This is a genomic window from Candidatus Poriferisocius sp. (genome assembly GCF_965208475.1).
GTDB lineage: Bacteria > Actinomycetota > Acidimicrobiia > Acidimicrobiales > Bin134 > Poriferisocius.
This window is the reverse complement of sequence record NZ_OZ242338.1, coordinates 2,606,648-2,619,093: the sequence shown is the minus strand read 5'-3', so window position 1 is coordinate 2,619,093 and position 12,446 is coordinate 2,606,648. Positions and strand designations below refer to the sequence as shown.

Genomic DNA, 12,446 nt, shown 5'->3' with positions numbered 1-12,446 from the left:
CCCGGCGATGCCCCTTTCCACAGCAGCAAGGAGACGACGGCGACATTTGCCGAAATAGGGCCAAATCCGGCCCGGTTGCGCTGCACTTTCTGGCGTAGGCTGGAGGCCATGACCACATTGACTCAAGCCGCGTTCACCCGCATGGACGAGTCCACCGCGGAAGACTGGGCGGCATCCGTCCCGGCCCATCAGCACGTCGAACAGGGGTTGGCCGACAGGGTGCTGCGGGAGCTGCGAGATCTGACTTCAGGGCCCCAGGGTTTCGCCGTCGACCGGCTGGTCCACAGCATTCAGACCGCCCACCGGGCCGAGAGGGCCGGGCGGAACGACGAGTATCTGATGTGCGCCCTATTGCACGACATCGGCGACCTGCTCACCCCCCGCAACCATCCCGATCTAGCCGCGGCCATCCTCAAGCCTTTTGTGTCGGAGGCCAACCTGTGGATGGTGCAGATGCACGGCGTTTTCCAGGGCTACTACTTCTGGCACCATGTGGGTCTGGATCGCAACAGCCGCGACGCCTACGCCGGCCACCCCCACTACGACCGCTGCGCCGAGTTCTGCGCCGAGTACGACATGCCTGCGTTCGACCCGGCCTACCCAACCCCGCCTCTGGAGCACTACGAGCCGCTGGTGCGCAGCTTCTTCGCCCCCAAAGCATGATAAGGCCGAGCGAAGCCGTAGCCGGTTGGCCTCGCTGACGTGATCCTCTCCGACGTATCCATCCGAGAGGAGCTCGAAAAGGGTCGTATCGAGATCGACCCGCTAGGCGACGGCGCCATCCAGCCGTCGTCGGTCGACCTGTGCATCGACCGGTACTTCCGGGTGTTCCGCAACCACACCGAGGGGCTGATCGACGTCAAAAGGAATATGGACGCCCTCACCGAACCGGTGGAGATCGAGCCCGACGGGGTGTTCATCCTTCACCCCGGAGAGTTCGTGCTGGGCGCCACCCTGGAGCGGGTGCGGGTGCCCGACGATCTGGTGGCCCGGTTGGAGGGCAAGTCGTCGCTGGGGCGCCTCGGACTGTTGATCCACTCCACTGCCGGGTTCGTGGACGCCGGGTGGAACGGCCGCCTCACCCTGGAGCTGTCCAACGTGGCCACCCTGCCCATCACCTTGTATGCCGGGATGAAGATCGGCCAGATCTCCTTCATCCGCATGACCACCCCGGCCGAGAACCCCTACGGATCAACCGGGGCCGGCTCCAAGTACCAAGACCAAACCGGCCCCATCGCCTCCCGCTACTGGAAGAACTGGTAGATCGTCTCCCCGGCGACGCGGCCCCGGGCGGCGTTGGGGCCGAACTGCCCTGAGGGAGTCGACTAATCGGCCTCGTCGCGCTCAGCAACGAGGGCGGCGGCTTGGGTGGGCCACTTCCACTTGCTGATGCGGCCGGGGATCTCCAAGGCGGCCTCGAGGCTACGCACCCCGGCATCATCCAACGCGGCCAAGTCCTCGTAAGTGGAGATCCCGTGCTCGGGGAGAGCCCGGGCCAGTGCGGGGTCGGTGCCTTTGATGCGGGTGAAGTCGTCCGACGGGCGCACGGGCGTGGGGGCGGGTTTTTCCGCGGGCGCCGCGGGCGCCGCCGCTTCAGCCTCGGTGGGGGCCGCCTCCGGCATGGGCGTTTCCGCGGCTGGCTCAGCCTCGGTCGGGGCCTCGACGGCTGTTGCCGCTGGGCGTTCGGTCACCGCGACCGCGCCAGCTTTGGGCTGGGCCGACCGAATGGTCAGCAGGTCGGATTGCCGGGCGGCTTCCTCGTCGGCGTCTCGGTTCTCCAAAGCCTCGAGCAGGTGCATGGAGATGTCGCCCACCACCACATCCTCGTCGGCGCCCTCGGCCTTGATGCCGTCGTCGATCATGATGTAGCAGAACGGGCAGGCGGTGGCGATCCGGTCGGCCCCGGTAGCCAGCAACTCCTGCGACCGCTCCACGTTCACCTGCTTGCCGATGGTCTCCTCCATCCACATGCGCGCCCCGCCCGCGCCGCAGCACATTCCTTTGGTGCCGTTGCGTTCGGCCTCCACCACCTCCACGCCGCCCAGCGAACCCACCACGCGCCGGGGCGCCAGGTACACGTCATTGTGGCGGCCCAGATAGCAGGAGTCGTGGTAGACAACCCGCTCGTCGAGGCGGGCGCCGTCCATGTCGAGGCGGCCGTCGTCGATCAACGCCTCTAGGAACTGGGTGTGGTGGACCACCTCGTAGTGCCCGCCGAGCTGGGGGTACTCGTTGGCCAGCGTGTTGAAGCAGTGGGGGCACTGGGTGACGATCTTTTTGACCCCCATCTCGTTGAGGGTCTCGATGTTCTGCATGGCCAGCATCTGGAAGATGTACTCGTTGCCCGAGCGCCGGGCCGGGTCGCCGGTGCAGTTCTCGGCCGGCCCCAGGATGGAGAAGCTCACCCCGGCCCGTTGGAGCAGCTTGGCCACCGCCCGGGTCACCTTGCGGTTCTTGTCGTCGAACGATCCGGCACAGCCCACCCAGTAGAGGTACTCCGACTCCAGCGGGTCGCCGCCGTCGAGCACGGCGATGCCCTCGAAGTCTTGGGCCCACGCCCCCCGGTCGCCCTGCGACATGCCCCACGGGTTTCCCGAGTTCTCCATCGAGCGGTAGGCCTGGCCCAGCTCGGAGGGGAAGTCGGACTCCATCAGCGACAGGTAGCGCCGCATGTCGAGGATCTTGTCGAGGATCTCGATGTTCACGGGGCAGATCTCGTCGCACGCCTTGCACGAGGTGCATGCCCACAGCTCGTCGCCGGTGATCCGCTCGAACACCGAGTTGGCCTCCACCTTGATCTCCGGCACCGTGCCCAGTGGGGGGGTGGTGGCCGGCTCTCCGGTGGCGGCCATAACCTCCCCGGTCTTGAGGACGATCTCCCGGGGGTCGAGGGGCTTGCCAGTGGCATGGGCCGGGCACACCGACGTGCATCGGCCGCACATGGTGCAGGCGTCGGTGTCCAGAAGCTGCTTCCAGGTGAAGTCCTCCACAGTGGCCGCGCCGAACGACTCCAAATCGGTCTCCATCAGGTTGGGCATCGGCTTCATGGCGCCCTTGGGCCGTTCTTTGTCGCGGAGGTACATGTTCAGCGGGGAGGTGACCATGTGGCGCAGCATGGTGATGGGCAACAGCACCAAGAAGGCCACGAAGGCGACCACATGGCCGGCCCACCAGAACTGGTGCCAGTGGTCGAGACCCTCGAGGCCCCGCATCTGGGTGGCCACCTGATAGCCGAAGATCGACCACTTCTCGAAGTCGGGCACGCCGTGGTCGGCGATGCGGAACACCTCGGCGCCGAACCCGGTGACGCCGATGGCGAAGAACGTGCCCAATATCACCGCGTGCTCGGGCCGCGACTTGATGCGGATGCGATAGGGGCGCAGCCGTCGGGGGCCATAGCGGCGCACGATGGCCCACATCACTCCGACCAGAAAGACAGCGCCGGCTATGTCGCCCACTGCCGAGTAGGCCTGGTACACCCGACCGTGGAGGAACTTGGCCCCGTCGGGGAGCTGCTCGTCGATCTCCAGGGTGGTGGTTACCCCCAAAAGGACGATGAACCCCACATAGATCATGGTGTGCATGACCCCGGCGCCGGGCTCTCGCAGGAGCGTCCGCATGTACATGCCCCGCCGCAGGTCTTCCAGGCGGGTCTTGAAGTTGGCCACGGTGGTGCGGCGATTGTCGGGGCCGCCCCGCTCCCAGTTCTTCACCCGCTTGGCGAACTCCCAGGCGGCCCACACCAAGAAGATGGGGATGATGGTGTAAAAGGCGGCCTTCCAGCCGTTGGGGATGTTCTCCCACGGGTGGCGGGTTATCTCCGACGGGTTCTTGAACTCGGTGATGGCCGAGGCAATGCCCGAGGCGACGGTGAAGGCGGCGAAGCCCAGCCCGAGGCCGAGCACGATGTGATAGGGACGCAAGCGCTTTTGGTCCATGGCGATCCCAAAGCTAGCCCCCGGCATCCTCCGGTTTCGCACTCGGCCGACAGTCAGGGGGCGAGAGCGGCCTGCTTGAAGTTCACAGCGCAGAAACAATTGTGAAACCTGGACTTCCTACCGTATTTCCAATTGCACCGGCGCCGCCGTGGCGCGGGGGCAGGTCACGGCGAAGGAGGGCCGGTACCAATGAAGAGGAAATTCGGAGTGGGAGCGCTGATTGCCGCCGGGACAGTGCTAATCGGGGCTGTTCCGGCGATGGCCCAAGACGGCGGCGCCGAGGCGGTGCAGGTGATCGTTGACAACCTGTGGGTGTTCATCGCCGGCATCCTGGTGTTCTTGATGCAGGCCGGCTTCGGCATGGTAGAGGCGGGGCTCACCCGGGCCAAGAACGTCGGCAACATCATGGCCAAGAACCTGGCCGACATGTGCATCGGCGCGTTGGCCTTCTTCGCCTTCGGCTACGGCATTGCCTTCGGCACCGACGCCGGGTCGCTGTTCGGCACCGACGGCTTCTTCCTGAGCGGCACGTTCACCGCGTTCGGCGACGGGCTCAGCACCCCCACGTTCTTCTTCTTCCAGGTGGTGTTCGCGGCCACAGCGGTGACCATCGCCTCGGGGGCCATGGCCGAGCGGACCAAGTTCTCCGCCTACCTGGTGTTCAGCTTCTTCATGACCGCCCTGATCTACCCGGTGGTGGTCCACTCGTTCTGGCACGGCGACGGCCTGCTCTCCGACCTTGCGATTGGCGACGCCAAGTTCGGCGACTTCGCCGGTTCCACCATCGTACACAGCACTGGCGGCTGGGCTGCCCTGATGGGGGCCGTCTTCCTCGGACCCCGCATCGGCAAATACGACGAGCACGGCAACCCTCGGGCTCTGCCCGGCCACAACATCGCCTATGTGGTTCTGGGGGTGTTCATCTTGTGGTTCGGCTGGTTCGGATTCAACGCCGGCTCGGAGCTGGCGGCCGACGACTTCGTGATGAGGGCCGCAGTGACCACGCTCTTGGCCGCCGCCGCCGGGGGAGTGGTGGCCGGCGCGGTCATCTGGCGCAAGACCGGTGCGCTGGACGTGGCCATGACCGGCAACGGCGTGTTGGCCGGCCTGGTGGGCATCACCGCCGGCACCGCCACCATGAACCCGATGGGCGCGGTGGTGACCGGGGCCATCGCCGGGGCCATCGTGGTGTACTCGGTGCTGTTTTTCGACCGGATCCGCGTCGACGACCCGGTGGGCGCCATCTCGGTACACGGTGTGTGCGGGGTGTGGGGCACGCTGGCCGTTGGGTTGTTCTCCCGCTACGACGATGCCTTTGTCGGCCGGGACAACGCCGGGCTGTTCTATGGCGGCGGCATCGAACAGCTGGTGGTTCAGCTCATCGGCGCGGTGCTGGTGTTCGTGTGGGTGACGGTCACCACCGGAACCCTGTTCGCCGTCATGAAGAAGACGATGGGCCTGCGGGTGCCTCGAGAGGAAGAGATCGGCGGCCTCGACCTTCACGAACACGGAGTGCCCGGGTACGGCCCGGACACCCCGGTTTCTGTGGGCTGAACTCCTACTGACCCACGGGCGCTCAGCCCGCTTGCCCGGCCACCGCCGCGGCTGCTTCGGCCGCCGCGGCGGGGTCGAGCGAGCGGGCGAGCGTCGTCTTGGCTTCCAGGGGCATCATGTCGGGCCCCAGCTCGTAGACCAGCGGCAACCCGGTGGGGATGTTGAGGGCGGCGATGGATTCGTCGTCGATCTGATCGAGGTGCTTGGCCAGCGCTCGCAGGCTGTTGCCGTGGGCCGAGATCAGCACCACCCGCCCGGCCCGCAGGTCGGGAACCACCTCATGGCGCCAGTAGGGCATCAGGCGCTCCACCACGTCGGCCAGGCACTCGCTGGCGGGGATCTCCCCGGGGGTGAGATGGGCGTAGCGGGGGTCGCGGTTGGGGTTCCACGGGTTGTCGTCGGCAATGGGCGGCGGCGGTGTGCGGTAGCCCCGGCGCCAGGCGTTGAGCTGCTCGTCGCCGTAGCGCTGGCGGGTCTCGGACTTGTCCAGCCCGGTCAAGTCGCCATAATGACGCTCGTTGAGGCGCCAATCCTGCTTCACCGGCACCCCGGAGCAGCCCATCTCGGCCAAGGCCAGCTCGGCCGTGCGGATGGCCCGGGTCTGGAGCGAGGTGTGGGCCACGTCGGGCAGCAGGCCGGCCTCGGTTAGCGCCTTCCCGCCGGCTTGAGCCTCGGCTTCGCCTTTGGGCGTCAGGTCGCAGTCGTACCAGCCGGTGAACTGGTTGGAGGCGTTCCACTGGCTCTGACCGTGTCGGAGCAATATCAGCATGGCAGGATCCACGGCGCCCAGTGTAGGGGCGCCTACCCTTAGTACACATCACTCAAGTTTTGCTATGGAGGAATGCAAGGGGTATCCTGGAAGCGGTAAAATCGCAATCCGGCGAAGCAAAATCCAACAAGGAGTCAAACAAATGGGAAAGGTTGTCGGCATCGATCTGGGCACCACCAACAGCGTGGTGGCAGTGCTCGAGGGCGGTGAGCCCACGGTAATCGCCAACGCAGAGGGCTCTCGCACCACCCCGTCAGTGGTGGCGTTCTCCAAGGAGGGAGAGGTACTGGTGGGCGAAGTGGCCAAGCGCCAGGCCATCACCAACCCCGATCGCACCATTCGCTCGGTCAAACGCCATGTGGGCACCGACTGGTCGGTGGACATCGACGGCAAGGACTACAGCAGCCAGGAGATCTCGGCCCGAGTCCTCCAGAAGCTCAAGCGAGACGCCGAGACCTACCTGGGCACCGAGGTGGACGAGGCGGTTATCACCGTTCCGGCATACTTCGACGACGCCCAGCGCACCGCCACCAAAGAGGCCGGAACCGTTGCCGGGCTCGAGGTTCTGCGGATCATCAACGAGCCCACCGCGGCGGCCTTGGCCTACGGGCTCGAAAAGGGCGACACCGACCAGACCATCCTGGTTTTCGACTTGGGCGGGGGCACCTTCGACGTGTCCGTGCTGGAGATCGGCGACGGGGTGTTCGAGGTGAAGTCCACCAGCGGCGACACCGCCCTGGGCGGCGACGACTGGGACGACCGGGTGATCGGCTGGCTGGTGGACTCGTTCCGCAACGACCACGGGGTGGACCTGAGCAAGGACAACATGGCCGTGCAGCGGCTCAAGGAGGGCGCGGAGCGGGCCAAGATCGAGTTGTCCCAAACCCAGAGCACCAACGTGAACCTGCCGTTTGTCACCGCCACCGACGCCGGGCCGCTCCACATGGACTATGAGCTGAGCCGGGCCAAGTTCCAAGACCTCACCAGCGACCTGCTGGATAGGTGCCGCAAGCCGTTCGAGCAGGCCCTCACCGATGCCGGCCTGTCGGCCGGCGATGTGGACCACGTGATCTTGGTGGGCGGCTCCACCCGAATGCCGGCGGTGGTCGACCTGGTGACCGGCATGACCGGCACCCAGCCCCATCAGGGGGTAAACCCCGACGAGGTGGTGTCGGTAGGCGCCGCAGTGCAGGCCGGCGTGCTCAAGGGCGAGGTCAAAGACGTCTTGTTGTTGGACGTGACCCCGCTGTCGCTGGGCATCGAGACCAAGGGCGGCGTCATGACCCGGCTCATCGAGCGCAACACCACCATCCCCACCCGTCGCACCGAGGTGTTCACCACCGCTGACGACAACCAGCCCACGGTGGAGATCCATGTACTCCAGGGCGAGCGGGAGATGGCCTCCTACAACAAGACGCTGGGCAAGTTCCAGTTGGTGGACCTTCCGCCCGCGCCCCGAGGCGTGCCCCAGATCGAGGTCACCTTCGATATCGACGCCAACGGCATCGTCCATGTGTCGGCCAAGGACCGGGCCACCGGCAAGGAGCAGTCCATCACCATTACCGGGCAGACCTCGCTGGACAAGAGCACCATCGATCAGATGGTCGCCGATGCCGAGGCCCACGCCGCCGAGGACGCCCGCCGCCGGGAGGAGGCCGAGGCGGTCAACAACGCCGACAGCCTGGTGTACCAGGTGGAGAAGCTGCTGACCGACGCCGGCGACTCGGTAGACGCCGACCGCCGCTCCGAGGCCGAAGCCAAGCTGGCCGACCTCAAGGCGGCCGTTGACGAGAAGGATGTGGACCGCATCCGCTCGGCCACCGAGGAACTGTCGGCCATCAGCCAGGAGATCGGCGCGGCGATGTACGAGCAGGCCGCGGCTGCCGCCGCCGATGCGCCAGGGGACTTCACGGTCGACGACTCCGAGGGCGGTTCGGCTGGCGAAGACGACATCGTGGACGCCGAGATCGTTGAGGACGACGGAGACTCCAAGTGAGCGAGCCGCCCGCGGCCGATGCGGCTTACGGGGAACTGCATGACAGCCGGGCGGAATGCCAGGTTGAAGAAGTCCCCGATCCCCCAGCCGGCGAATCACCCGCCGAGCAGGCCGATCCGGCCCGATCGACCGTCGGCCGAGACGCCGGGGGGGAAGAGCCCCTGATTTCAACCGAGGAGCTATTGGCTCAGCGAGACAGTTATCTCAGCGACCTCCAGCGGGTGACTGCCGAGTTCGCCAACTACCGCCGCAAGGCTGCTGAGCGCCAGCAGGAGACGGTGGCCATGGCGGCCGCCGGCATCGTCGAGAAGGTGCTGCCGGTGCTAGACGCCTGCGAGGCGGCGGTAGCCCAAGGCGCCGAGGATGTCGCCCCCATTCGGGACGCTCTGTTCGGCGCATTGGAAAGGGAGGGCCTTGCCCGAGTAGATGAGACCGGCGCGCCGTTCGATCCAAACTGGCACGAGGCCGTGGTTCACGAGCCGGGAGACGGAGAGGCGGTTATCGCCGAGGTGCTGCGGGCCGGATATCGGTGGAACAGCCGGGTATTGCGGCCCGCCATGGTGAAGGTCCGGGGGTAGATGGAAGTCAAGCGGGAGTGGCTGGAGAACGACTATTACCAGGTTCTCGGCGTCTCCCCGTCGGCGACCGACAAGGAGGTCACCAAGGCTTACCGCAAGCTGGCCCGCAAACTGCACCCCGACGCCAACCCCGGCGACACCAAGGCCGAGGAGAAGTTCAAAGAGGTGTCGGCGGCCTACGACGTGCTCGGCGATGGCGAGCGTAGGGCGCAGTACGACCAGGTGCGCCACATGGGGCCGATGAACTTCCAGGCCGGGCCGGGCGGCGCCACCATGGAGGGTGATCTGGCCGACATCTTCTCGGCCTTCATGGGAGGCGGCCGTTTCGATCGCGGCGGCCCTCCGTTCACCAGCCAGCCCCGTCCGGTGCGGGGGCACGATCTCAACGCCCAGCTTTCGCTGGATTTCGTCGAGGCGGTGCAGGGAGTGACCACCGAGGTGACGCTCAGCGGCGCAACGGGCCAGGCGGGACGTTCTCTTTCGGTGCGGATTCCGCCCGGGGTCGATGCAGGCCAGAAGATCAAGTTGGCCGGCAAGGGGGAGCCGGGTGCCAACGGCGGGCCGCCGGGCGACCTCTATGTGACGGTCAAGGTCAAAGCGCACCCGGTTTTCGGGCGCCAGGGCAAGAATCTCACGGTGAGTGTCCCGGTGTCGTTTGCCCAAGCCGTGCTGGGCGCAGAGATCTCGGTGCCCACCTTTGAGGGCGAGCCGGTAACGCTGCGCCTGCCCCCCGGCAGCCAGCCCGGCCAGGTTCTGCGGGTTCGGGGCCGGGGCGTGGAGACAGCCAAGGGAACCGGCGATCTGCTGGTGAAGGTGGCCTTGGCGGTACCCACCGAGCTGACCGACGAGCAGCGCCGGGCCCTGCAAGCATTCGAAGAGACGATGGAGGCGGGACCGTGATCGACCCCCGAGGCCGCGATCGTGCGGTTTATGTCATATCGGTGGCGGCCGAGTTGGCCGGCATCCATCCCCAGACCCTGCGAATCTACGACCGCCGGGGGTTGGTGCAGCCGGCCCGCACCGGCGGGGGGAGCCGGCGCTACAGCGACGCCGACATAGAGAGGCTCCGCCGGGTCCACGAGCTCACCAGCGAGGGCATGAACCTCGACGGCGTGGAGCGGGTGCTGTCCCTGGAGGCCGAGGTGGCTCGGCTCAGAGACCAAGTGCAGCGCCTCACCCGGGAACTCGAATCCAAGCGGGCCGACATCGTCTTGTACCGCAGGGGCTGAAAGCTGAGATCGGAGAATTCAGGCGGCGGCGGATAAAGTTCAAATCCTGCCGATCCTGTGACCGTGACCCTCGCCCCCGATTACTCCGACCTCTTGGCGGCCTATCAGGCCGTCCGGTCCTACTCCGACGCGCTCGCCGCCCCCTTGAGCAACGAGGACCAGTGCATCCAGTCGATGCCTGATGCCAGCCCCGCCAAATGGCACCGGGCCCACGTCACCTGGTTCTTCGAGACGTTCCTGCTCAAGCCCCGCTTGGGCGGCTATCGCGAATTCCACCCTGCGTTCGGCTACCTGTTCAACTCGTACTACGAGGCTGTCGGACAGCGCCACCCCCGTCCCGAGCGGGGCAACCTCTCCCGCCCGTCATGCGAGGAGGTGGCCGCCTACCGAGTCCACGTTGATGAGGCCATGGCCGAGCTGCTGGCCGGTTCGCCGGACGACGCCACTGCCGGGCTGGCGGCGTTGGGCCTTCACCATGAGCAGCAGCACCAGGAGCTTCTGCTCATGGACATCAAACATGTGCTGTCGAGCAACCGGGCGCTGTGGCCCGCGTACCGCGATTTGCCCGCCGCTTCCGGCGGATTGTCGGGCAATGGGCAGCCGTCGCCCGGCTGGGAGGGTTTCGACGGCGGCGAGGCATGGCTGGGACATGAGGGCGGCGGCTTCGCCTTCGACAACGAGAGCCCGCGCCACCGGGTGATCCTCCCCCCCTACCAATTGGCCGACCGCCTGGCCACCTGCGGGCAGTGGCTGGAGTTCATGGCCGACGGCGGCTACGACACCCCCACCCTGTGGCTGTCCGATGGCTGGCACCAGCGGCTGGAGCACCGCTGGGAGGCGCCCTCGTACTGGGATCTCCACCCCGACGAGGGTTGGCGGGTTTTCACCCTGCACGGCCTCCAACCGCTGTTGCCCGACGAGCCGGTGTGCCACCTGTCGTACTACGAGGCCGATGCCTTCGCCCGCTGGGCCGGTGCCCGTCTCCCCACCGAGGCCGAATGGGAGCACGCCGCTTCCGGGCGCAATCCGGGGGGAAACCTGGGCGACCAGGGCCGATGGCATCCCGCCCCCGCCCCGGCCGCCGCCGGCCTGGGGCAGCTCTTCGGGGATGTGTGGGAGTGGACCTCCAGCGCTTATGGCCCCTATCCCGGGTTCAACCCCGCACCCGGCGCGGTGGGGGAGTACAACGGCAAGTTCATGGTCAATCAGTTCGTGCTCCGGGGCGGGGCCTGTGTGACCCCGCCGGGTCACATCCGGGCGACGTACCGCAACTTCTTCCACCCCCATACCCGCTGGCACTTTTCCGGGGTGCGCCTGGCCCGGGACGCGTCGTGATCGAACCGGAAATCGACATCCATCTAGACCCCTTCTGGATAGATCAGGCCCTTCGCTCCGATGTGGCCGAGGGTCTCGCCTCCCAGCCCAAGGAGCTGCCGCCCAAGTGGTTCTATGACGACCGGGGCAGCAATCTGTTCGACCAGATCACCCGCCTGCCCGACTACTATCCCACCCGCCGGGAGCGGGAGATACTCGAGCGCGAGGTGGATGTGATCGCCGAGCGGTCGGGGGCCGACACCGTTGTGGAGCTGGGATCGGGCACCTCGGAGAAGACCCGGATCGTGCTGGACGCCCTGGCCGCCACCGGGCGGCTCTGGCGCTACGTGCCGTTTGACAACAGCGAGGCCACCCTGCGGGCCGCGGCCGCCGATCTGGCCGCGGCCTATGAGGGATTGGCCGTGCATGGGGTGGTGGGCGACTTCGAGCACCACATGGGCCACATCCCCCACGGCGGCTGCCGGCTGATCATGCTCCTCGGCGGCACAATCGGGAACTTCCCCCCCGCGCGCCGCAAGGATTTCTTGGCTTCCGTGGCCGACACCATGGCGCCGGGAGACACCTTCCTTCTGGGCTTCGACCTGGTGAAGGACCACGACCGGCTGATCGCGGCCTACGACGACCCCGCGGGCGTGACCGCGGCGTTCAACCGCAACGTGCTGTCGGTGATCAACCACCGCCTCGATGCCGACTTCGATCTTGAGCAGTTCGAGCACGAGGTCAGTTTCGACGTCGAAGAAGAGTGGATCGAGATGTGGCTGCTGTCCCGCAGGCCCCAGCGGGTGACCATCGGCGGGCTGGGCCTTGCTGTGGACTTTGCCCAAGGTGAGCGCATGCGAACCGAGATCAGCGCCAAATTCCGGTCCGAGAACATCGGCCCGGAACTGGCCTCCGTCGGTTTGGCCATGGAGCAGCTTTGGACCGACGCCCAGGGCGATTACGCCCTGGTCCTGTCGCGGATGGTGGGATAGGGCCCTCGTCGCCCACTTGTGGGGCCACACCAGAGGCGGTATGGCGCGGGGCAGGCTCTAATGGTGGTCAAGCACC

At 66.8% G+C, this 12,446-nt stretch carries 11 protein-coding genes; 9 read left to right on the top strand and 2 right to left on the bottom strand.

The window, feature by feature from the left end:
* The first annotated feature begins 108 nt into the window (after positions 1–108).
* Positions 109–663: an HD domain-containing protein gene (locus ACOGXA_RS12170; protein ID WP_419924139.1), complete on the top strand. Its 555-nt coding sequence runs from the start codon at positions 109–111 to the stop codon at positions 661–663.
* 39 nt (positions 664–702) lie between these two features.
* Positions 703–1,263 carry a dCTP deaminase gene (dcd, locus tag ACOGXA_RS12165; protein ID WP_419924138.1) on the top strand — a complete coding sequence of 187 codons (561 nt, stop codon included), beginning with the start codon at positions 703–705 and terminating at the stop codon, positions 1,261–1,263.
* Positions 1,264–1,325: 62 nt separating this feature from the next.
* On the opposite strand, the gene ACOGXA_RS12160 is transcribed toward dcd, so the two are convergent.
* A complete protein-coding gene (locus ACOGXA_RS12160; protein ID WP_419924137.1) occupies positions 1,326–3,938 on the bottom strand; it encodes a heterodisulfide reductase-related iron-sulfur binding cluster in 2,613 nt (870 codons plus the stop codon).
* A 189-nt stretch (positions 3,939–4,127) separates the two neighbouring features.
* Between ACOGXA_RS12160 and ACOGXA_RS12155 the strand changes: the two genes are divergently transcribed.
* Positions 4,128–5,492 carry an ammonium transporter gene (locus ACOGXA_RS12155; protein WP_419924136.1) on the top strand — a complete coding sequence of 455 codons (1,365 nt, stop codon included), beginning with the start codon at positions 4,128–4,130 and terminating at the stop codon, positions 5,490–5,492.
* A gap of 22 nt (positions 5,493–5,514) precedes the next feature.
* Here ACOGXA_RS12155 and gpmA read toward each other — a convergent pair whose 3' ends face one another.
* Complete coding sequence (gpmA, locus tag ACOGXA_RS12150) at positions 5,515–6,261, bottom strand: 2,3-diphosphoglycerate-dependent phosphoglycerate mutase (protein ID WP_419926978.1); 747 nt, start codon at positions 6,259–6,261, stop codon at positions 5,515–5,517.
* 142 nt (positions 6,262–6,403) lie between these two features.
* Here gpmA and dnaK point away from each other — a divergent pair, with 142 nt between their 5' ends.
* From dnaK to egtD, 6 genes are read left to right on the top strand one after another with little or no spacing between them, the layout of a single operon-like run.
* Entirely contained in the window at positions 6,404–8,257 is a 1,854-nt protein-coding gene (gene dnaK / locus ACOGXA_RS12145) for a molecular chaperone DnaK (RefSeq protein WP_419924135.1), read from the top strand.
* Complete coding sequence (locus tag ACOGXA_RS12140) at positions 8,254–8,835, top strand: nucleotide exchange factor GrpE (protein ID WP_419924134.1); 582 nt, start codon at positions 8,254–8,256, stop codon at positions 8,833–8,835. The genes dnaK and ACOGXA_RS12140 overlap by 4 nt, the downstream gene beginning before the upstream one ends.
* Positions 8,836–9,735 (top strand): DnaJ C-terminal domain-containing protein, encoded by a 900-nt coding sequence (locus tag ACOGXA_RS12135; RefSeq protein ID WP_419924133.1) that lies wholly within the window; start codon positions 8,836–8,838, stop codon positions 9,733–9,735.
* Positions 9,732–10,064 (top strand): heat shock protein transcriptional repressor HspR, encoded by a 333-nt coding sequence (locus ACOGXA_RS12130; protein WP_419924132.1) that lies wholly within the window; start codon positions 9,732–9,734, stop codon positions 10,062–10,064. The genes ACOGXA_RS12135 and ACOGXA_RS12130 overlap by 4 nt, the downstream gene beginning before the upstream one ends.
* 57 nt (positions 10,065–10,121) lie before the next feature.
* Complete coding sequence (gene egtB, locus ACOGXA_RS12125) at positions 10,122–11,399, top strand: ergothioneine biosynthesis protein EgtB (protein ID WP_419924131.1); 1,278 nt, start codon at positions 10,122–10,124, stop codon at positions 11,397–11,399.
* Positions 11,396–12,370, top strand: coding sequence for an L-histidine N(alpha)-methyltransferase (gene egtD, locus ACOGXA_RS12120; protein WP_419924130.1), 975 nt, complete (start codon positions 11,396–11,398; stop codon positions 12,368–12,370). The genes egtB and egtD overlap by 4 nt, the downstream gene beginning before the upstream one ends.
* Positions 12,371–12,446 lie beyond the last annotated feature (76 nt).

Bases quoted from the DNA above. Each gene is read 5' to 3' on its own strand.
- ACOGXA_RS12170 (WP_419924139.1), top strand. From the start codon at position 109: ATGACCACATTGACTCAAGCCGCGTTCACCCGCATGGACGAGTCCACC.
- ACOGXA_RS12160 (WP_419924137.1), bottom strand. From the start codon at position 3,938: ATGGACCAAAAGCGCTTGCGTCCCTATCACATCGTGCTCGGCCTCGGG.
- ACOGXA_RS12155 (WP_419924136.1), top strand. From the start codon at position 4,128: ATGAAGAGGAAATTCGGAGTGGGAGCGCTGATTGCCGCCGGGACAGTG.
- gpmA (WP_419926978.1), bottom strand. From the start codon at position 6,261: ATGCTGATATTGCTCCGACACGGTCAGAGCCAGTGGAACGCCTCCAAC.
- dnaK (WP_419924135.1), top strand. From the start codon at position 6,404: ATGGGAAAGGTTGTCGGCATCGATCTGGGCACCACCAACAGCGTGGTG.
- ACOGXA_RS12135 (WP_419924133.1), top strand. From the start codon at position 8,836: ATGGAAGTCAAGCGGGAGTGGCTGGAGAACGACTATTACCAGGTTCTC.